At 61.5% G+C, this 19,259-nt stretch carries 21 protein-coding genes; 12 read left to right on the top strand and 9 right to left on the bottom strand.

The window, feature by feature from the left end; all coding sequences use genetic code 11:
* The first annotated feature begins 90 nt into the window (after positions 1-90).
* From DOCECA_RS13995 to DOCECA_RS13965, 7 genes are all read left to right on the top strand, one after another.
* On the top strand, positions 91-513 hold the full coding sequence (locus DOCECA_RS13995) for a response regulator (RefSeq protein WP_420767834.1): 423 nt from the start codon (positions 91-93) through the stop codon (positions 511-513).
* A 113-nt stretch (positions 514-626) separates the two neighbouring features.
* Positions 627-1,241 carry a response regulator gene (locus tag DOCECA_RS13990; protein ID WP_420767833.1) on the top strand — a complete coding sequence of 205 codons (615 nt, stop codon included), beginning with the start codon at positions 627-629 and terminating at the stop codon, positions 1,239-1,241.
* Positions 1,242-1,385: 144 nt separating this feature from the next.
* A complete protein-coding gene (locus DOCECA_RS13985) occupies positions 1,386-2,252 on the top strand; it encodes a pirin family protein (protein ID WP_445570691.1) in 867 nt (288 codons plus the stop codon).
* Between the two features lie 93 nt (positions 2,253-2,345).
* Complete coding sequence (locus tag DOCECA_RS13980; RefSeq protein WP_420767831.1) at positions 2,346-3,788, top strand: mechanosensitive ion channel domain-containing protein; 1,443 nt, start codon at positions 2,346-2,348, stop codon at positions 3,786-3,788.
* Between the two features lie 123 nt (positions 3,789-3,911).
* Complete coding sequence (locus DOCECA_RS13975; RefSeq protein ID WP_434648405.1) at positions 3,912-4,352, top strand: carboxymuconolactone decarboxylase family protein; 441 nt, start codon at positions 3,912-3,914, stop codon at positions 4,350-4,352.
* A 136-nt stretch (positions 4,353-4,488) separates the two neighbouring features.
* Positions 4,489-4,911 (top strand): HPF/RaiA family ribosome-associated protein, encoded by a 423-nt coding sequence (locus DOCECA_RS13970; protein ID WP_420767829.1) that lies wholly within the window; start codon positions 4,489-4,491, stop codon positions 4,909-4,911.
* 11 nt (positions 4,912-4,922) lie between these two features.
* Positions 4,923-6,098, top strand: coding sequence for a baeRF3 domain-containing protein (locus tag DOCECA_RS13965; RefSeq protein WP_434648402.1), 1,176 nt, complete (start codon positions 4,923-4,925; stop codon positions 6,096-6,098).
* Between the two features lie 203 nt (positions 6,099-6,301).
* Here DOCECA_RS13965 and DOCECA_RS13960 read toward each other — a convergent pair whose 3' ends face one another.
* Together DOCECA_RS13960 and DOCECA_RS13955 are read right to left on the bottom strand one after the other, a co-directional pair.
* Positions 6,302-7,453, bottom strand: a complete 1,152-nt coding sequence (locus DOCECA_RS13960; protein ID WP_434648400.1) for an MFS transporter — start codon at positions 7,451-7,453, stop codon at positions 6,302-6,304.
* A 129-nt stretch (positions 7,454-7,582) separates the two neighbouring features.
* Entirely contained in the window at positions 7,583-8,239 is a 657-nt protein-coding gene (locus tag DOCECA_RS13955) for a carboxymuconolactone decarboxylase family protein (protein ID WP_434648397.1), read from the bottom strand.
* 255 nt (positions 8,240-8,494) lie between these two features.
* Here DOCECA_RS13955 and DOCECA_RS13950 point away from each other — a divergent pair, with 255 nt between their 5' ends.
* Positions 8,495-9,514: a diaminopimelate epimerase gene (locus DOCECA_RS13950; RefSeq protein WP_445570690.1), complete on the top strand. Its 1,020-nt coding sequence runs from the start codon at positions 8,495-8,497 to the stop codon at positions 9,512-9,514.
* 225 nt (positions 9,515-9,739) lie between these two features.
* Here the strand turns inward: DOCECA_RS13950 and DOCECA_RS13945 are convergent, their stop codons facing one another.
* The 7 genes from DOCECA_RS13945 to DOCECA_RS13915 form a co-directional block, all read right to left on the bottom strand.
* The gene (locus DOCECA_RS13945; protein WP_434611621.1) at positions 9,740-10,564 is read right to left on the bottom strand and encodes an IS3 family transposase; all 825 of its coding nucleotides are present in this window, start codon (positions 10,562-10,564) and stop codon (positions 9,740-9,742) included.
* 8 nt (positions 10,565-10,572) lie between these two features.
* Positions 10,573-10,875: a transposase gene (locus DOCECA_RS13940; protein ID WP_014717988.1), complete on the bottom strand. Its 303-nt coding sequence runs from the start codon at positions 10,873-10,875 to the stop codon at positions 10,573-10,575.
* Between the two features lie 296 nt (positions 10,876-11,171).
* Positions 11,172-12,419, bottom strand: coding sequence for a cytosine deaminase (gene codA / locus DOCECA_RS13935; RefSeq protein ID WP_434559839.1), 1,248 nt, complete (start codon positions 12,417-12,419; stop codon positions 11,172-11,174).
* Positions 12,420-12,431: 12 nt separating this feature from the next.
* Positions 12,432-13,703, bottom strand: coding sequence for a cytosine permease (codB, locus tag DOCECA_RS13930; RefSeq protein WP_420765665.1), 1,272 nt, complete (start codon positions 13,701-13,703; stop codon positions 12,432-12,434).
* A 257-nt stretch (positions 13,704-13,960) separates the two neighbouring features.
* Positions 13,961-14,791, bottom strand: coding sequence for an alpha/beta fold hydrolase (locus DOCECA_RS13925; RefSeq protein ID WP_434648391.1), 831 nt, complete (start codon positions 14,789-14,791; stop codon positions 13,961-13,963).
* Positions 14,792-14,868: 77 nt separating this feature from the next.
* Positions 14,869-15,225 carry a 6-carboxytetrahydropterin synthase QueD gene (gene queD, locus DOCECA_RS13920; RefSeq protein ID WP_025212792.1) on the bottom strand — a complete coding sequence of 119 codons (357 nt, stop codon included), beginning with the start codon at positions 15,223-15,225 and terminating at the stop codon, positions 14,869-14,871.
* 83 nt (positions 15,226-15,308) lie between these two features.
* Positions 15,309-16,388, bottom strand: coding sequence for a patatin-like phospholipase family protein (locus tag DOCECA_RS13915; protein ID WP_420765667.1), 1,080 nt, complete (start codon positions 16,386-16,388; stop codon positions 15,309-15,311).
* Positions 16,389-16,613: 225 nt separating this feature from the next.
* On the opposite strand from DOCECA_RS13915, the gene DOCECA_RS13910 reads away from it, so the two are divergent.
* From DOCECA_RS13910 to DOCECA_RS13895, 4 genes are read left to right on the top strand one after another with little or no spacing between them, the layout of a single operon-like run.
* On the top strand, positions 16,614-16,922 hold the full coding sequence (locus tag DOCECA_RS13910; RefSeq protein WP_434559833.1) for a PepSY domain-containing protein: 309 nt from the start codon (positions 16,614-16,616) through the stop codon (positions 16,920-16,922).
* A complete protein-coding gene (locus tag DOCECA_RS13905) occupies positions 16,922-17,233 on the top strand; it encodes a PepSY domain-containing protein (protein WP_420765669.1) in 312 nt (103 codons plus the stop codon). The genes DOCECA_RS13910 and DOCECA_RS13905 overlap by 1 nt, the downstream gene beginning before the upstream one ends.
* Positions 17,233-17,901: a response regulator transcription factor gene (locus DOCECA_RS13900; protein ID WP_434559831.1), complete on the top strand. Its 669-nt coding sequence runs from the start codon at positions 17,233-17,235 to the stop codon at positions 17,899-17,901. Before DOCECA_RS13905 ends, DOCECA_RS13900 begins: the two co-directional genes overlap by 1 nt.
* The gene (locus DOCECA_RS13895; RefSeq protein WP_420765671.1) at positions 17,898-19,211 is read left to right on the top strand and encodes an ATP-binding protein; all 1,314 of its coding nucleotides are present in this window, start codon (positions 17,898-17,900) and stop codon (positions 19,209-19,211) included. The genes DOCECA_RS13900 and DOCECA_RS13895 overlap by 4 nt, the downstream gene beginning before the upstream one ends.
* The last annotated feature ends 48 nt before the right edge of the window (positions 19,212-19,259 follow it).

The following is a 19,259-nucleotide window of genomic DNA, read 5'->3' as shown; positions in this document are numbered from 1 at the left end:
CAGCGTGCCTAAAGACCTTCCTCTAGCCTGACGCGACTTAACGTTCCCGAGCCGGTTCGTACCTGCCGCGTTGCCATTGGAATGCCTGCCATGCCAAATAAAGCTCTACGCATCATGATTGCCGATCCTGAGCATTATCATCGACTGCAACTAGAACGCCTGTTTAATCACCAAGGCTATTTCCGCATCGCTCCGGTGAGCGACGTGCATGAACTCCTGACGTTGGTGGACTGCGGCTGTGAGCCGTTCGACCTGGTCATCGTCAATGCCAGCGTGGCGGATGACGCCTTGGACCTGCCCGGATTCTTCCTCGACAACCCTCTGGTTCGTCATGCTTTGATCTACAACGCCCAGCAGGGTACCCCGGCGACTCGCCAGCCTTTTCTCCAGGTAAGCAACGCCCGACTGCCCGATGCGATTTCCGTGCAGCGCCTGATGAAAAGCGTCGATCCAGCGGCCAACGAGCCGGTTCCGTCCTGGGCTCGCACCGTCGGACAGCGTCACGGAACCTGACGGCACCGCTGGTCCGCACTGTCAGATCTTACAGGTGGCTGGGTCAGCCATTTGTGTCACCGTCGATGCGGTCATGGCGTCGGCGCCGTTTGCATTGTCCCCGGGGAGTTGCCTTGAAAAACGTATTGATTGTGGACGATCACCCCGTCATCCGGGGGGCGCTGCGGCTTGTATGCCAGAACGAGGGATTCAGCCAGGTCACTGATGTCAGCGGCGTGGCCGATGCGCGGGCATGTATCAAGCAGGATATCCCGGACGTGGTGATCCTGGACCTGGTCATGAATGGTTTCGATGGCTTGGACCTGCTTGTCTGGATCACCGGCCAATTTCCCGGTTGCGCTGTGCTGGTGTTCACCTCCCAGGATGCCCAGCATTTCTGCAACCGCTGCATTTCTGCCGGGGCCAGGGGGTTCGTGACCAAGAAAAGTGACCTGAAGGAGCTGATAAAGGCCATCCACGCCTTGAAGTCCGGCTATTCCTATTTTCCGCAGATGTCCGTCAGGCTGGACTTTCAACAACGTTCCGAGCAGAAAGCACTCGAGAGTCTTTCCACCCGGGAGCTATCCATCCTGCGGATGCTGGCGATGGGCATGCGTGGCAAGGACATCGCCGAGACTTTGTTCCTCAGCCCGAAGACAGTCAGCACCTACAAGACCCGTTTGCTGGAAAAGCTCGGCTTGAGTTCCCTGGTGGGCCTGTCGGAATTTGCCAAGCGTAATCAGCTTTGAGCGTCAGAACCGAGTTCGCCCTTGCAGTGTCGATCGTCGTTCCATAGGTAGAACGCTAAGGCCGGTTTTTGCAGTCTGGTGCGTTATTGGTATGGGTTTTAAGCTGTGTCCATCAAATCTCAACCTTTGATTTGGAGACGCAGCTTGAAAAAGATCATAGGCCTCTATACCAGTCCAAGGCCGCATTGGGTTGGCGACGGCTTCCCGGTCCGTACGCTGTTTTCCTACGACAACCTGGGCAAGCACATCAGCCCGTTCCTGCTGCTGGACCACGCCGGCCCCAGCGAATTCACGCCCACCACCGAGCGCCGTGGCGTCGGCCAGCATCCTCATCGGGGTTTCGAAACCGTGACCATCGTCTACCAGGGCGAACTGGAGCACCGCGACTCTACCGGCAGTGGCGGCAAGATCGGCCCCGGCGACGTGCAGTGGATGACCGCTGCCTCAGGAATCATCCATGAGGAATTTCACTCCGAAGCGTTCGCCCGGCAGGGTGGCTTCATGGAGATGGTCCAGTTATGGGTCAACCTGCCAGCCAAGGACAAGATGGCGCCGGCCGGCTACCAGACCCTTCTCAAGCAGGACATTCCGAACATCACGCTAGAAGACGCGGCCGGCAGCGTGCGGGTAATCGCCGGGCGCTTCGAGGGGCACCAAGGCCCGGCGAAAACCTTTACACCCATCGACCTCTGGGATATCCGCCTGAACGCCGGAAAAGAGCTGACCCTGGACCTGCATGACGGCCACAGCAGCGCGTTGGTCGTGCTGCGAGGTTCGATCCAGGCCAACGGCCGCGAACGGGTCGAAGCCGGGCAACTGGCACTGTTTGATCGGGTAGGCGACCAGTTGAGGGTGCAAGCCAACAACGACGCGGTACTGCTGTTGCTCAGTGGCGAGCCGATCGATGAGCCCATCGTCGGCCATGGTCCGTTCGTGATGAACAGTGAGCAGGAAATCCACCGGGCCTTCGAGGATTTCCATTCCGGGCGCTTCGGCCGGATGGATGGCTAGTCAAGCAGCAACGCGAATCCATTGTGGGGGTGATCTCTACAGCCGCTTGAATCTGTGCCAATCTTCGCCAATCGCCTTCCTGGAGCTGTCCCGATGCTCGCCCCGATCACCGACCATCCGCTGCTGTGTGCCCTGGCATTGCTCGTGCTCGATTTGCTGGCGTGGCGGCTGGTCAGTGCCGAACGGACCTACTGGAAAATCGGCGTGCGGCTGGCGATTTTCATGTTGTTCAGCATGCTGCTGTTCAACGAAGGCCTCAACCCCATGCAGACCGCACAGTGGGTCGACGACGTACCTCGGCACCTGGCGGCGACCGGCCTGCAGATTGCGTGGTGGTTGTTCGCCGCGCGAACCCTGACGGTGATGATCGGCGCGGTCATGATGCAACGGGTCGGCCATACGGGACGGCTGTTGCAGGATCTACTGGGGGCGGTGATTTTCCTGGTCGCTGTCATCGCGGCGCTGGCTTATGTGTTGGATCTGCCGGTCAAGGGCGTGCTCGCGACGTCCGGCGCAATGGCGATCATCGTCGGCCTGGCCTTGCAGAGCACCCTCAGCGATGTGTTTTCCGGCATCGTGCTCAACACCACCAAGCCCTATCAAGTCGATGACTGGATTTCCATCGACGGCACCGAGGGCCGGGTCACCGACATCGACTGGCGGGCCACGCGATTGCAGACCTCCCAGGGCAGCATGGCGGTGATTCCCAATTCCTTGGCGGCGAAAGCCAAGATCGTCAACTTCAGCCGTCCCAGCGACATGCATGGCTTGTCCATCAGCCTCCAGATCAGCCCGCATGCCCGCCCACAAAAAGTGATCGAAGCGCTGGAGCGGGCAATGATCGGCTGCCGGGCGCTGCTCGCCAGCCCGGCGCCCAGCGTCACGCTCAAGAGCGCCGGCAGCGCCGGAGCGGAATACGAGATCAGCGGTTTTGTGGCCTCGATGGGGCAAAAACGCGAAGTCCGCAATCAACTGTTCGATCTGGCGTTCCGGCATCTGCATGCATCGGGCGTGAGCCTGCTGTCTACTGGCGAAAGCGCGGCGGCCGTGGCGGTGTCGCGTCCTCGGGCATTGCTGGAAAGCTCCAGCATCTTTTCCACGCTGCGCCCGGACGAGAAAGACACGTTCAGCCAGAACATGACCCTGCAGACGTTCCGCGCCGGCGACGTGATCCTGGCAGCCGGAGAGGTCAGCGACCACCTGTTCATCATTGAGTCCGGCGTGGTCAGCGCGAGCCTCATGCGTAATGGCCAGCCCATCGAGGGCGGGCGCATGGGGCCGGGTGAAGTCATCGGCGAAGCCGGGGTCGTCGCCGAGCAAGCGGCGTTGGCGAGTTTCACCGCGAAGACGTTCTGCACCCTGTATCGCATCGAGAACAGTTACCTCAAACCCTGTCTCGAGGCCCGTCGCGACATCGGCGACGCCATGAAAAACCTGTTGGACGTACGCATCCACCTGGCTCAGAACCTGACCCGTGACATACCCAAGCCGGTCGCCAAGAAGCGCTTTCTGCAATGGTTGCGCAGCCGGGCCTGACCTATCTCCACCGGCAGGCAACGACGCTTCATTGGTCACTCGAACTTCCCCACAATTGGCTATTTGTCCTGCGCCAGTGCAGGGCTAACGTAGCGCCACACCCAATTGTTCAGGAGTTCCCCCATGCAACCGCGTATCGATTTTTATGCCGCTTCCCCTGATGCCTACAAAGCCATGCTGGCCCTGGAGAACGCGGTCTCCAGATTGGGCCTTGAAAAGTCCCTGATCGAGCTGGTGAAGCTGCGCGCTTCGCAAATCAATGGCTGCGCGTTCTGCATCGATATGCACACCGCCGATGCGCGCAAGGACGGCGAGACCGAGCGGCGCCTGTATGCCGTGACCGCCTGGCGCGAGGCGCCGTTTTTCACCGGCCGTGAACGCGCCGCGCTGGCTTGGACCGAAGCCCTGACGCGCCTGAGCGAGACCCATGCGCCCGACGCCGACTACGAGCTGCTGAACGAGCACTTTACGCCCAAGGAAATGGTCGACCTGACCGTGGCGATCAACGCCATCAACGGTTGGAACCGCTTGGCGGTGGGCTTCCGAAAAATGCCGGAGGTCTGAAAGGCGAGGTAATGCTCCCACAAAGGGTATCAACAGCCTCTCAGGCTCCAGTCATCCCGCGCCGGGAACTTCGCCCGTTTGATCTTCTTCTACCTACAACAGGCGGCGTCAGCCGTCTTTTGCAAAGGAGTCGATCATGCAAGTTCAAGTCAACAGCAACCATATTGAAGGCAGTGCCCGTTTGCAGGAATGGGTTGGCAGTACGGTGGTGGACGCGTTGCAGCGTTTCGAAGATCAGCTGGCCCGCGTCGAGATTCACGTCAGTGATGAAAATGCCCAGAAGGGCGGTGCCGCCGACAAGCGTTGCCAGATCGAGGCACGCGTACAGGGCCACTCATCGTTGTCGGTCAGTCACAAGGCCGAGAGCCTGGAGCTGGCCGTGGAGGGCGCTGCCGAGAAAATGCTGCACGCGCTCGATCATCAGATCGGCAAGCTCAACCCCGCCGTCGAATCGATGGGCCGCGTAACCGCACCCGTCGATGAGGCGCCGCCGGAGATGGTGGACGCCATGCTGGAGGAGGACTTCCTCGAAAACCAAGAGGCTCGTGGTAAAGAATAAAGGAGACGATCATGACCGCTCATCAACCCTTCAGCCGGCAGGTGCTGGCCGAGCTCCTGGCGTTCGACGAACAGCCGAGCCTTTCGTTGTACATGCCCACCCATCGCACATTCCCCGAGCGTAGCCAGGACCCGATCCGCTACAAGAACCTGGTGCGTGACCTGCAAACCCAACTTGAACAACAGCACCCTGACATGGACTGCGCGCCGTTGCTGGCTCCGTTCCTGGCCTTGGTGGAGGACCAGGGTTTCTGGAATTCCAACCGCGACGGCATCGCGGTGTTCGGTGCCCGTGACTATTTCAAAGTCGTTTCGGTGAGCCAGCGCTTGCCGGAATGCGCGTTCGCCAACAGCCATCCTTATCTCAAGCCGTTGTTGCGCCTGGTGCAGTCCACCGAGCGTTACCAGGCGTTGTGCCTGACCCGCAACGAGATCTGGTTGTATGAAGGTTCCAGCGAGCAGTTGGAGAAAATCGAGCTGGCCGATCCGGTCCCGCGCAACCAGAACGAGGCGTTGGGCGATGAGCTGACGTCGGGTGACCAGCAGGGCTTCCCCAATGGTTTCAGCCGCAGCGGCGAGCGTGGCGATGCGATGATGCATGAGTCCGCCGGTGGCGGTAAGCAGGACGAAATCAACCTGGATCGCGAACGGTTTTTCCGCGCGGTGGACAAAGCCATCCTGCAACATCACTCGCAGCCTTCGGGCCTGCCGATGATCCTGGTGGCCTTGCCGGAAAACCAGGCAGTGTTCCGTGCCGTCAGTCATAACCAGCACCTGCTGACGCAGGGTATCGAGGGCGATCCTTCGCGGTTGAGCGTCGAAGAGTTGCGGGTCCAATGCGCCAAGCTCATGGCCCACAGTCACGCCGACCAAGTGGTCGATAGCCTGAATCGCTATGGCGTCGCGGTCGGCCAGGGACGCGCCCTGGACAAGCTGGCCGACATCGCCAAGGCCGCTTGGGAGGGCCGTGTCGCGATGTTGCTGGTGGAGGCGGAGCGCCAGGTGCCCGGCCAGCTGGACCCGGACAAAGGCCGGTTGATCATCGACGAGACGGGCGATGAACAGGCTCCAGATGTGCTGGACGAACTGATCCTCGCGGTGACGCGTCAAGGCGGTGAAGTGGTCGTGGTGCCGCCCGAGCATGTCATGCCGACCGACACCGGGGCAGCCGCGGTGTGCCGGTTCTGACCGATACGTGATGTAAGCCGAGCCCTGTGAGAGCTTGGTCGCGATGGCAGATTGTCAGTCATCCCTCGATGTCGACTGACCCGACGCCATCGCGAGCAGGCTCGTTCGAATGCGAAGCCTCTGGCACAGCGCATTCACCGGTTTACGACTGCTTCGCAGCCGAGCGGGAGCAAGCTCCCTCGCCACGGGGACGTCTCAAGGCTTCAGACTTTCAATACCTTACCGCTAAACGCCACCGCCACCAGCGATAGCGCAATCAAGCCGAACGCGATGCCCAGGCTGCTGCCATGGGCGACGAAGCCGATCAATGCCGGCCCCGCGAGAATGCCGGCATAACCGATGGTGGTAATGGCCGGCACGGCGATGGCTTCGGGCATCAGCGTCTGTTTGCCAACGGCGGTGTACAGCACCGGCACGATGTTGGAACACCCGGCACCGACCAATGCATAACCCAGCAGCGCGGCTTGCCACATGGGCGCGACGGTCGCCATCAGAAATCCCGCGGCGGCCATCGTTGCGCCGTAAATGATCACCCGCTTGGCCCCCAGTCGATGCACCACCGAATCGCCCGTCAGCCGGCCAATGGTCATGGTCAAGGCAAACGCGGCGTAACCCAGCCCGGCATAGGCGCTATCCACTGCGCGTTCAGCGGTCAGGAACACGGCGCTCCAATCCAGCACCGCGCCTTCGGCCAGGAACACGATAAAGCACAGGATGCCGATAAACAGCACCACGCCGTGAGGAATGGCAAACGCCGGCCCAGCACTTTCACTGCCATAGGGCAGCAGGTGCGGCGCTGCCTTGAACAGCGCCACCAACAGCACGCCATTGACGACAAGCGTCGCCGCCAGCGGCGAAAGTCCCAGGCCGAGCAGGGCGCTCACACCGGCGGCGCCAATGATCCCGCCGAGGCTGAACATGCCGTGGAAACCCGACATCATGGTCTTGCCGCTGGCGCGCTCGACGATGACCGCTTGCAGGTTCACCGTCGAGTCCACGGTGCCGAGCCCGGCGCCAAACAGGAACAACGCCGCCACCAGCCACGGCAAGGAACTCATGGTCGCCAGCAATGGCAGCGCCAGGCAGACCAGAAGCGTGCCGCCACTGAGTACTCGACGGCAACCGAACCGTGTCGCCAGCGCGCCGGAAATCGGCATCGCCAGGATCGATCCGACTCCAAGGCATAGCAGCAGCAACCCGAGGGTGCCTTCATCGAGGTTCGCCCGCACCTTGGCATAAGGCACCAGCGGTGCCCACGCGGCGATGCCGATTCCGGCGATGAGGTAGGCGACACGGGTGGACATCTGCTCCAGGCGCCCTGGAACAAAGGTAGGTGGAGGGGTGATAGCGGTCATGAATCGTCCTTGGCGTTCGTGCGGTGCGGTCAAGCGGGCAGGGAGGCGCCTATGCTTGCATATCCACTGACCGCACCGCGACCCCAACGTGCCAAGGCACTGGACGTGTCCTGTCGGAACCCGCGCGAGTCATCGCGCGTGATACAACCTGAGGCTGATCACATGGTCAGCCTCCACCTCGAAATACACCAGGGCGGTGGGGAAGTCGGATTCTGCATCGAAGCATTCGACGACCACATTCCGGGCCGACGTTCCATGAACCGACAAGCGTAGGGCTTTGCGCAGCAACCGCTTGATCTGAGGTTGGACCGGGATGGGCGGACGGCCCTTGCGCACCCGCTCGCAAAAGTCCAGCGTCACTTCCCGGGGCGTGGGCGGCGGTGGCGAGGCGAGGCCCGCTTCTGCAAACAACCGATTGAGCTGATCGGCCGCGGAGACGGCTCGCGGAAAACCCGCGAACGCCGAGGCCTGTACCACCAGTTCAATCATCTCTCCCGGCGCCAACCCTGATGCGAGCCCGGTTTTCAAATGCACGCTAAGGGGAGGACCGACCATTCCGGCCGCCACGATGGCGGCCAGCGTTGCGCCTTCTCGCAGGCGCGGGTCAAGGCCGGGACGACTCTGCAAATGACCGTACACCACACCGACGGCGAGTTCGCCAAGCGCCGGAGCAGTGTGGAACAACGCGTCGAGGCGCGCGCCGCCGTCGGGTACCAGTTCGATGAAGTGTTTTCGGCCTTCGCTGTAGAGCTCTGCCATGGGCGTTGAGGTGCGCTTGTTTTTCATGATGAGTCCTTGTCCGGGCGTGACTTGCCTACGTTACGAGCTAGCCAGCCAAGTCGCACCTGTCGGACCTTACAGGTGACGCCCCGGTGTTTTGCGTGTACCAAACCGGCGTTGCAGCATTTCCATCGGCAGATCCGATTGACGCTGGAGGATGTGCAGAACCGATGACAGGGTTATTGATACTGTATCCGTGTGTGCTCGGGCGGTGGATTGGCCTAGAGTAGCGACTTCCCCAGGCTTATTCCGGACCGACGCATGGCACAGTTCTACGACGCACGCGGCAATGTTTATGGAGTCGTTTCCCCGCAGCAAATCCGTGCCGAGGGGATCGATCTTCCGCCGTCTGCCGTCCAGGCAGCGCGAACGCGCCAAGCCTGGAGTTGTGCCGCGGTGCAGGCTTTTTGCGCATGGGCGCCGGGCGAAGCGCCGCCGGATGCCAAGGCCCATCGCAGTGATGGCCTGCTGATTGGCCCGTTCCAGGACGAGCCGTCATTCGATGTGTTGATCGTTAATACCGATGGAACGCTGGCCGAGCGCAGTGGCAATGGCTTGACGATTTTTTCCCTGGCCCTGCAAGAGCGAGGTCTGCTGCCGGAGGACATGGACTTTTTGCTAAGGGTCCATCACGACAAACCCGAAGGTGTCTCACCGCTGCAAACGACGGTTCGCGCCGCCGAGTTCGAAGGCGTGCAAGGGTTCTGGCTGGATCTGGGCAAACCGCTGTTCGGACCCCGTGCCGTCGCTGCCCAAGGGGTGGAAAAAGTGACGTCCGGCCGGTGCGAAACAAGCCGGGTGCCTGCGCTTCATGCGTTGGATCCGGCGTGGGGCAATAGCCAGTTCGTGCGTATCGGCAACCCCCACTGCGTGACGTTGGTCGATGACGTGGAGGCATTGCCGAGTCTTTCACAGATGCGCGCGCCGTTGCTGTCGCAGAGCCTGACCGCCATTGCCTATGCCACCCCCGGCGGGGCGGGCGATCCTTGTCCGGCGGGGATCAATCTGCAATGGGCGTGGCGCGCGGGCGAAGGGCAAGTCGCGGCGCGGGTGTTCGAGCGGGGCGAAGGCCCTACCGCGTCATCAGGCACCAGCGCCAGCGCCGTGGCCAGTGCCGCCTGGCGGTTGGGGTGGGTGAGGGCGGGGGTGGTGAGGGTGGTGATGCCCGGCGGTACGGCGCCGATCCTGCTGGAGGAAGAGGCAGGCGAGCTGGTGCGGGTCAGGTTGTTTGGCGCGGCGCGGCCGATGACGTCTTCGCGAGCAAGCTCGCTCCCACAGTAGATCTCCAGCGGGCGCAGATTTCAGGTATCACACCAATCCACTGTGGGAGCGAGCCTGCTCGCGATGGCGTCAGCTCAGTCGCATAGATATCAACTGACAGACCCCTATCGCGAGCAAGCTCGCTCCCACAGTAGATCTCCAGCGGGCGCAGATCTCAGGTATCACACCAATCCCCTGTGGGAGCGAGCCTGAACTGGTCAAGTAATCTTGGACACCGATTAAGGTTCACGCCGCCAACCTTTCCTTCGCGACCGGCGACCGGTAGTCGTTGTAGCTGTGAGGCCTGCTGATGTTGTAGCGCGAGACATAGCGCTGCACGTCTGCCCGGGCCTCATGTTCCAGTTTGTAGCCCGTTTCAGGAACCCACTCTGATTTCAAACTACCAAAGAAACGCTCCATGGGGGCGTTGTCCCAGCACTCGCCTTTACGGCTCATACTTTGCCTAAACCCGTGTTTCACAAGCTCGTTTCGGAATTTATGACTGGTGTACTGACAACCTTGGTCTGAATGAAACAACACATCCTGGGGGTGGCCGCGTAGCTCAACCGCCATGCGTAGCGCTTCGCAGGTCAGGTTGGCATCAGAAATCATCGAGAACGACCAACCCACGATCCTCCGAGCGTACAGATCCAGAACGGCGGCGAAGTACATCCACCGCTTGCCGACCTTGATGTAAGTCACGTCGCCACACCACACCTGGTTAACCGCCGTTACATCAAATTTTCGCTTGAGCACGTGCGGCGCCACCAATGCCTCAACGCCCGGCGACTTGTACTTATGGCGCCTGCGCTGACGACTAGCGATGCCAGCTTCGCGCATCAAACTGCGAGCCATATAACGTCCGATACGATGCCCTTTGGCTTTTAGCTCCTTGGACAAAGTACGTGCGCCGGCCGACTCTCTGGACGCCCTGTGGTGCCTGACCAGCGCGGCTTTGAGCTTGTCCCGTTCAGGATTTGCTCTGCCTTGGCGCTGGCGCCAGGCGTAGAAACTACTGCGGTTGATCCCAAACGCCCGGCAACACCTTTTAACGCCGTATTGCTCGTCCAGCTCATCGATCAGCGTGAATGATCTTTGGCGTCCAAAAGCAGGAGAGCACTGGCCTTTTTTAGGATTTCAATGTCCAGGTCTTTCTCCCTGAGTAGGGCTTTGAGCCTCTGGATTTCTCGCTGATCAGCGGTAATCGCCTTGGCCCCTACCGGGGTCGAACCCAGGCGTTCTTTTTGCACTTGATCGACCCAGCGGCGCAGAGCAGTGGGGCCGATATCTAGGCTGGCACAGACCTCGGTAACCGGCTGGCCTTCATCCAGCACCATGCTGGCAGCCTTGAGCTTGAACTCACTCGAATAAGATTTACGCATATCCAAACACCTCAGATTTGGGCGCTATCATAGCGCCCGATTGAAGTGTCCAAAATCATTAGGCCAGTTCAGCCTGCTCGCGATGGCGTCAGCTCAGTCGCATAGATATCAACTGACAGACCCCTATCGCGAGCAAGCTCGCTTCCACAGTAGATCTCCAGCGGGCGCAGATTTCAGGTATCACACCAAGCCACTGTGGGAGCGAGCCTGCTCGCGATGGCGTCAGCTCAGCCGCATAGATATCAACCGACAGCCCCCTATCGCGAGCAGGCTCGCTTCCACAGGTATAGGGGATTTCAGGTCAACTGCGGCCCGAACTCTACCACCGGCATCTGCCGCTTCATCAGCACTTCGCCTTTGCGAATCGAGTAAAGCGGCAGGCCCTGGCTGCGGATCACTTCGTAATCGCTGTCGGCCGAAAGGACCAGCAGGTTCGCCGGACGCCCAGGCTCCAGCCCGTAGCGCTCGCCCAGGGCCATGGCCTTGGCACTGTTGTCGGTGACCAGGTCCAGGGCGCTTTGCAGGTTGCGATAGCCGAGCATATGGCAGATGTGTAGCCCGGCTTCGAGCACGCGCAAGATGTTGCCATTGCCCAGCGGGTACCATGGATCGACGATCGAATCCTGGCCGAAACACACATTCATTCCGGCTTCGAGCAGTTCATTGACCCGGGTGACGCCGCGACGCTTGGGGAAGTTGTCGAAGCGTCCTTGCAAATGGATGCTTTCAGTCGGGCACGATACGAAGCTGATTCCAGAGTGGCCGAGCAGGCGGAACAGCTTGGCGCAGTAGGCGTTGTCGTAGGAGCCCATCGCCGTGGTATGGCTGGCGGTCACCCGCGCGCCCATGTCGCGACTGCGCGCTTCTTCGGCGAGCACTTCGAGGAAGCGCGAGTGTGGGTCGTCGGTTTCATCACAATGCACGTCCACCAGGCAGCCGGTGCGCTCGGCCAGGTCCATCAGGAACTTCACCGAACTGACACCCTGGTCGCGGGTGTATTCGAAATGCGGAATGCCCCCCACCACGTCGGCGCCCATGCGGATCGCTTCTTCCATCAGCTCGCGGCCGTTGCGGTAGGACTCGATGCCCTCCTGGGGGAACGCGACGATTTGCATGTCGACCAGATGGCGGCTTTCCTCGCGCACTTCGAGCATTGCCTTGAGCGCCGTGAGCGCCGGATCGGTCACGTCGACGTGGGTGCGCACGTGTTGGATGCCATGGGCGGCCAGGGCCTGGAGAGTCTTCTTGGCGCGGGTCTTGGTGTCTTCTTGGGTGATGGTGGCCTTGCGTTCGCCCCAGCATTCGATGCCCTCGAACAGCGTGCCGCTCATGTTCCAGCGCGGTTCACCGGCGGTCAGTGTGGCGTCCAGGTGTATGTGCGGCTCGACGAAAGGCGGCACCACCAGGTTGCCTCCGGCATCGATGTCTTCGGGGCCCAGGCTGGGGGCTTCGGTCTGGCGGGCGATGCTGGCGATCAGGCCGTTTTCCAGGTGCAATTCATGCAAGCCTTCGCGGTTGCGCAGGCGGGCGTTGATGATGTGCATCAGGCGAATCCTTTAGAGGTCTTGTAGGGGCGCGTCAGCGGTGCGAGTGCCTGTCACGCCGATCAATAGCACATACGTTAGCGCGCCGGTGGCGATTCCTACCAGCGGTGCGATCCATGGCGAGTTGAACGCCGCAACGGTGCCGACGGCATAGGCACCCAGCCCAGGCCAATTGAACGCAGGCAGTTGCGCCTGCGCCAAGCGAGGATAGCGCCCACGCCAGCGGAAGAAGAAGTCGGCCATGATGACCCCGCCAATCGGTGGAATCACGGTGCCGAGCAGGATCAGGTAAGGCACCAGCAAATCGTACATGCCCAGCAACGCCAACAGGGTGCCGATCGCGGCGCCGACCAGCGTGACCGCCCTGCGTCGGCGAGTGCGCAGCAGGTTGCAACCGGCCACGGCGAAGTTGTAGATGGTGTTGTCCTGGGTGCTCCAGATATTGAGCAGCAGCATTGCCATCGCGGCCATGGCGAAGCCCTGCAACAACAGGACTTCGACGACGTCGGGCTGCTGGTAGACGATGGCACCGTATGCGCCGATCAACACCATCAGGCCATTGCCCAGGAAAAAGCCGATCAGGCTCGCCAGCACCGCGACCTTCGCCGAGCGGGAAAAACGTGTCCAGTTGGTCGCCTGCGTGGCGCCGCTGACGAACGTGCCGAAAACCAGGGTGATTGCCGTAGACCAATCCAGATTACCCGTTGGCACAACCGCCAGCAGGCCATCGAGGCCGCCGACCTTCTGCGTCGCGACCCACATCGAGAGCATCAGCAACAACAGCATGGCCGGTACGGCGATGTACGACAGGATCTCCAGCCCGCGATAGCCGATATAAGCCGTGGCGCAGAATCCCAGGCCGAACAGTACCATCAGCCCCAGCACCGTGCCCTGGCCCAACTCGAAGTACTTGCCCAGCACCACCGCAGCGGTGGCCGTGCCCCAGGCGTACCAACCGATCTGGGTAAAGCCCAGGATCAGATCGCTGAGCTTGCTGCCTACTTCGCCAAAACAGAGGCGGCCCATCAACACTGAATTGAGCCCGCTCTTGAACGCGATGTAACCCAGGCCCGCGGCATAAAGGCCCAGCAACAGATTGCCGATGACGATGACGCCGAGCATGTCCGCGAAACCGAACGCCACGCCCAGCTTGCCACCGGCAAACATGGTGGCGGTGAAAAACGTAAAGCCCAGCAGCACCATGGCCGTCGAAGCCAGGCCCTTGCGTGCGCTCATCGGGACTTCACTCAAGGGGTAGTCATTACCGGGATCGTTCTGGGTCATGTGGCGGGTCCTTGCGGAGAGAGAAAAAGCGCAAGCGTGCAGCGGCCGTGCCAAGCGAGCGATCGCCGGTTATTTATAGACAATCCCGTTGGGTTGGGTGGGTTTCGAGGAACAAAAGTGGTGCAGGGATGGTTCACGTTGGAACACGGAGGGGCCGTGTGGGAGCGAGCTTGCTCGCGATAGCGTCAGGTCAGCCACATTCCCATCAACTGACGAATCGCTATCGCGAGCAAGCTCGCTCCCACACCATAAAGATTTCAGGTAGGGGAAAGCGGCCCTAAGAACCGCAACACCGCCGCAACGATGGCTTCCGGCGCATCCTCCTGAACCAGATGTCCAGCGTTCGGCACGGCCTGAAACAGCGCCCCCGGAATCATCTTGTGCAGCGCGCGGCCACGCTCGATGGGGATCCACTGGTCATCTTCACCCCACAATATCTGGGTCGGGCAGCGTACGCTGGGGTACAGCCCTTCGACCTCACGGGTGTAGCGCTCGTCCATCTGCGCAATCTGCCGGTAGAAGGCCGCCTGGCCCGGATCGCCAAGCCACGGCTTCACGTAGGGCGCCAGTTCTGCGTCGCAGATGTCTCGTTTCATCGCGCCGCGGACATAGGTCGGCACGATAGCGCGCTGGATGTAATCGGGCAGGCCGCTGAACGCCGCTTCATGCTGGCGCACATGCTGGACGAAAGGCGAACCCCAGGGCGACAGGGCCACCGGGTCGATCAGGGTCAGGCTTCGGTAATCCTTGCCATCGAGCAGATGTGTACGCAGCGCGGTGGCGCCGCCAAAGTCATGGGCCACTACGTCTGGACGCTCCAGGTTCCAGTGTTCCAGCAATTGGGCAAGCAGTGTGTTCTGCACGCCCAGGGACACGTCGGCGTCCGGTTGCGCAGATTGGCCATAACCCAGCAGGTCGAAGTAATGCACTTTGTGCGTGGCGAAGAAGAGCGGGGCGATGCGGTGCCACACATGGGAAGAAAAGGGCGTGCCGTGGACAAACACCAGCGGCGGGCCGTCGCCGTGGATGGCGTAGCGGACGGGGTGTCCGTTGAACTGGTAGACCTGATCCAGCGGCCAATGGGTCATGATCGTATCCTCTTGGCATGTTTAAGCCAGAGAGCATAGACACAAAAGCTGCAGCTCCCTCGCCACAGCAGGTTTGGTTACTCTCCGTGATAGATGCAGCCGCTGGTGCAGGTCTCGTGGATGCGAATGGCGCTGAGTTCCGGCAGCAGCGGCTTCAACTCATTCCAGATCCACTTGGCCAGGACTTCGCTGGTCGGGTTTTCCAGGCCAGGAATGTCGTTGAGGTAGTTGTGGTCCAGGCGCTCGTAGAGCGGCTTGAAGATCGCCTTGATTTCCGAGAAGTCGCGAATCCATCCCGTGTGCGGGTCGATGTCACCGCTGAGGTGGATAGCCACCTTGAACGAGTGACCGTGAAGACGGCCGCACTTGTGGCCTTCGGGTACGTGGGGCAGGCGGTGGGCGGATTCGAAGGTGAATTCTTTGAAGATTTCCACAGGTTCAGGCTCTTTAAGGTAGCGGTCGCGAGGCAGGCGGCGGAGTTTATCAGGTTGATCCGTGTGATGCGCGAGCATGCTGACTAAAGGGTCAGCAAACGCTCGCCCCATCCACCGTTGGCTGTCAGTTCAAGGAACTCATCGCCGAGCCGGCGGCTTTCGTCCATCGCCGTGCGCCAGTATTTACGGCGGCTCGGGTCATCGCCCATGAAGCGCTTGAAGTCGTTGCGATCCGGCAGTTTGCCGTAGGGCAGGCGAGCCAGGTATTCGCGCGATGGCGCGAGCAACAGCACGTTCTGGAGGCGTTCGGCGTTGCCCCTGCGCCATGGCAGGCCCTTGTCGAACCAGCCGGGAATGACCCGATCGGTGAAGTGTGGATAGAGGACTATGTCGTCGCCGCTGTAGGGCAGGTCGAGGTGATAGTCCAGCAGACCGCCGTCGCGGTAGGTGCCGGCGCCGGCGCCGGGGAGGTCGCGCACGCCTTCCATTACCATCGGGATCGAGCCCGACGCCAGCAACGCCTGGCGCAGGTTATCGGCGGCCAGCGGCACGAAGCGCGACGGGAAGTCTGTCAGCGGATTCAGCGGAGGCGCCAACCGAGGATCGTGTACGATCAGCCGCTCAAAATGCCGCGACAAGCGTGCGCGGCCCCGCAAGTTGTCGGCAATCACCGACGACAAGCCCAGGCCCAGCCGGCCACGGTGGTCCAGTGCCAGCAAGCCGTGGCTCTTGACCACCATGATATTGAGCCGGTAGAGCGGGTTGTCGAGGATCGTCAGGTCCCGGCCTTCCAGCAGGTCGTCGAGCATGCGCTGGGAGCTTTGGCTGACGCCGGCCATGGTCACGCCTTTGGCGAAGCTCTGTTCGTTATACAAAGTGCCCAGGCGCCGGATACCCTCGGCGGCGTTCGGCAGACAGGCGCTGGCAAAGCGCCAGGAGCCAACCGAAGCGCCGATCAGCGACCGCTCTCGCGGCGCGGCGGGGAGCCATTCGCCGAACAGGGCCAGGTCCAATCCCTGGATGCCCAAGGCTTTCGGGCCACCGGCGGCACCCGGCAGGATGCCAACATCGGCGGCCTTGAGGCCCGCCTCGCGGATACGCTTGAAGGCGCGGGAGCCGGCCTTGACGGTGAGGGCTGGGAATTTGATATGGATGGCGGTCATACCGGTCTCTGATACTGGCAAGCGATGAATTATAACGACACAAAACCCCGTAGGAACGAGCTTGCTCACGATAGCGTCAGCCCAGTTGCATCGATGGCAACGCAAAAACCGCTGTTGCCAGCAAGCTCGCTCTCAATTGATGTGTGTCCAATGATGGCAATTCAGTTTCAGTTAAGTTCATCCCGATAAAGTTTCCCGGTGAAGATTATAAGAAGGAGATAATCCGTGAACCGCCTGACTGCCTTTATTCTCGTGACGCTCATGGCCTTTGGCGCTGGCCTGGCTCAAGCACGAGATCTCCATCGCCATGAGATCAAAAAGCTGGTGGACGCTGGTACCATCCTGCCTTTTGACAAGCTCAACGAAGCGGCCCTGGCCGAACACCCTGACGGCACCGTGATTGATTCAGAGCTGGAAGATGAATACGGCAAGTACCGTTACAAGGTGGACCTGCGCGATGCGGATGGCATCGAATGGGAACTGGAACTCGACGCCGTCAGCGGCAAGGTGCTCAAGAATCATCAGGATACGTAATGAAGCTTAGTTTACGCGCCCGCAGCCGCTGGGCGCTGGCGCTGCTGGCGTTCTGTTCACTCGCCATGGCCCGGGACCTGGACCAGGACGAGGCCCTGCAACTGCGCCAACAGGGCGTGATCCTGCCGCTGGAGCAATTGCTCCAACAAGCGCTGGACCGCCATCCTGGCGCCAAGTTGCTGGAGGCCGAGCTGGAGGAAAAGCACGGCGTCTATATTTATGAGGTCGAGCTGCTGGATACCGACGGCGTAGTGCGCGAACTGGACCTGGAGGCCGCTACCGGCCGTTTACTCAAAGATAAGGAAGACTGATGCGCCTGCTCCTGGTGGAAGACCACGTTCCCCTGGCCGATGAGCTGATGGCCGGGCTTGCGCGGCAGGGTTATGCGGTGGATTGGCTGGCCGATGGTCGTGATGCGATCTACCAGGGCAGCAGCGAGCCCTACGACCTGATCATTCTGGACCTGGGCCTGCCGGGCGTTCCTGGGCTTGAGGTGCTGACGCAATGGCGAGCCGGTGGCCTGGCCACGCCGGTGTTGATCCTCACCGCCCGCGGCTCCTGGGCCGAGCGCATCGAAGGGCTCAAGGCCGGGGCCGATGATTACCTGACCAAGCCCTTTCACCCCGAAGAACTGCACTTGCGCATCCAGGCGCTGCTGCGTCGTTCCCACGGCCAGGCCAATCAACCGACGCTCCAGGCGGCCGGGTTGCACCTGGATGAAGGGCGCCAGTGCGTGATTCGTGACGGAGCGGAGATCCAGCTGACCGCCGCCGAGTTCCGCTTGTTGCGCTATTTCATGTTGCACCCCGAGCAAATCCTCTCCAAGAGTCATCTCGCCGAGCACCTGTATGACGGAGAAACCGAGCGCGATTCCAATGTGCTGGAAGTCCATGTCAACCACTTGCGGCGCAAGCTGGGGCGCAGCGTGATCGAAACCCGTCGCGGCCAGGGATACCTGTTCGGCGGGCAGACGCAGTGAGATCCATCCAACGGCGCCTGAGCCTTGGGCTGATCGGTGTGATGGTCGTGGTCGGCCTCGTCCTGGCGCAGACCAGCCTGTGGCTGTTCGAACTAGGCTTGCAGCGTTATCTGGAAGCGGGGCTGCGTAACGACAGCGAGAACCTGTTGGTAGCTTTGGTCCGTGGCCCGCAAGGTTTGCAGTTGGACGAGCGGCGCTTGTCACCGGCGTATCTGCGGCCGTTTTCCGGGCACTATTTCCGCATCGATTTCGCCAACGAGCATTGGCGCTCCCGCTCCCTGTGGGACCAGGAACTGCCCCGGCTCGACCATCCGGGCCTGCACAGCAATCTGCAACTGGGCCCCGAAGGCCAGAGGCTGCTGGTACTGCGCACCGACTATCGGCGCTTGGGCCAGGCAATTTCCATCAGCGTGGCCCAGGACTACACGCCCGTGCGCGACAGCTTCCTGAGGATGCAGCAGGTCGGCTTGGGGCTCGGCCTGGCCGGGTTGCTGCTGATCCTGTTACTCCAGCGCCTCACGGTACATCGCGCGTTGCGTCCGTTGGAAAAGGCTCGGGAGCAGATTGCCCAGTTGCAACGCGGGCAGCGCTCGCAGCTCGATGAGCAAGTGCCCAGGGAGCTGGAGCCACTGGTGGCGCAGATCAACCATCTGCTGGCCCACACCGAAGACAGCCTCAAGCGCTCACGCAACGCCCTGGGCAACCTGGGCCATGCCTTGAAGACCCCGCTGGCGGTGCTGCAAAGCCTGGCGTCGAACGAAAAGCTCGACCCTTATCCGGAACTGCGCAAGTTGCTGCTCGAACAACTGGAGCAGGTTCGCCAGCGCTTGAACCGCGAACTCAATCGCGCCCGGTTGTCCGGTGATGCGTTGCCCGGGGCGCACCTGGACTGCGACGCCGAACTGCCGGGATTGCTGGCGACGCTGAACATGATCCATGGCGAGCATCTGCATCTGGCCTACGTCGGGCCGCCCGGCTTGCACCTGCCTTGGGATCGTGAAGACCTGCTGGAACTGCTGGGCAACCTGCTGGACAACGCGTGCAAATGGGCTGACGCCGAAGTGCGCCTGAGCGTGAGCGAGACGGTCGAGGGCTTCAGCCTGGTGGTGGAAGACGATGGGCCGGGCATCCCCGCGGAGCGCCGCGACCAGGTATTCAGCCGAGGCACGCGGTTGGATGAGCAAACCGACGGCCACGGCCTGGGGCTGGGCATCGTGCGCGACATCGTCGACACCTGGGGCGGGACGCTGGCGCTGGGTGACAGCGAGTGGGGCGGCTTGAAGGTCGTGATCGACTTGCCCAAGCGCTGAAACACGCTAATGGTGCCGCTGAGCCCTGGGGGAGCGAGCTTGCTCGCG

Source organism: Pseudomonas sp. E102 (assembly GCF_052660185.1).
The sequence above is the reverse complement of the archived record's forward strand: the minus strand, read 5'-3'. Positions and strand labels throughout refer to the sequence as shown.

Coding starts and splice junctions, on each gene's coding strand:
- DOCECA_RS13975 (WP_434648405.1), top strand. CDS start 3,912: ATGCAACCGCGTATCGATTTTTATGCCGCTTCCCCTGATGCCTACAAA.
- codB (WP_420765665.1), bottom strand. CDS start 13,703: ATGACCCAGAACGATCCCGGTAATGACTACCCCTTGAGTGAAGTCCCG.
- codA (WP_434559839.1), bottom strand. CDS start 12,419: ATGCACATCATCAACGCCCGCCTGCGCAACCGCGAAGGCTTGCATGAA.
- DOCECA_RS13965 (WP_434648402.1), top strand. CDS start 4,923: ATGACCGCTCATCAACCCTTCAGCCGGCAGGTGCTGGCCGAGCTCCTG.
- DOCECA_RS13980 (WP_420767831.1), top strand. CDS start 2,346: ATGCTCGCCCCGATCACCGACCATCCGCTGCTGTGTGCCCTGGCATTG.
- DOCECA_RS13940 (WP_014717988.1), bottom strand. CDS start 10,875: ATGCGTAAATCTTATTCGAGTGAGTTCAAGCTCAAGGCTGCCAGCATG.
- DOCECA_RS13960 (WP_434648400.1), bottom strand. CDS start 7,453: ATGACCGCTATCACCCCTCCACCTACCTTTGTTCCAGGGCGCCTGGAG.
- DOCECA_RS13950 (WP_445570690.1), top strand. CDS start 8,495: ATGGCACAGTTCTACGACGCACGCGGCAATGTTTATGGAGTCGTTTCC.
- DOCECA_RS13925 (WP_434648391.1), bottom strand. CDS start 14,791: ATGACCCATTGGCCGCTGGATCAGGTCTACCAGTTCAACGGACACCCC.
- DOCECA_RS13995 (WP_420767834.1), top strand. CDS start 91: ATGCCAAATAAAGCTCTACGCATCATGATTGCCGATCCTGAGCATTAT.
- DOCECA_RS13915 (WP_420765667.1), bottom strand. CDS start 16,388: ATGACCGCCATCCATATCAAATTCCCAGCCCTCACCGTCAAGGCCGGC.
- DOCECA_RS13900 (WP_434559831.1), top strand. CDS start 17,233: ATGCGCCTGCTCCTGGTGGAAGACCACGTTCCCCTGGCCGATGAGCTG.
- DOCECA_RS13970 (WP_420767829.1), top strand. CDS start 4,489: ATGCAAGTTCAAGTCAACAGCAACCATATTGAAGGCAGTGCCCGTTTG.
- DOCECA_RS13955 (WP_434648397.1), bottom strand. CDS start 8,239: ATGAAAAACAAGCGCACCTCAACGCCCATGGCAGAGCTCTACAGCGAA.
- DOCECA_RS13905 (WP_420765669.1), top strand. CDS start 16,922: ATGAAGCTTAGTTTACGCGCCCGCAGCCGCTGGGCGCTGGCGCTGCTG.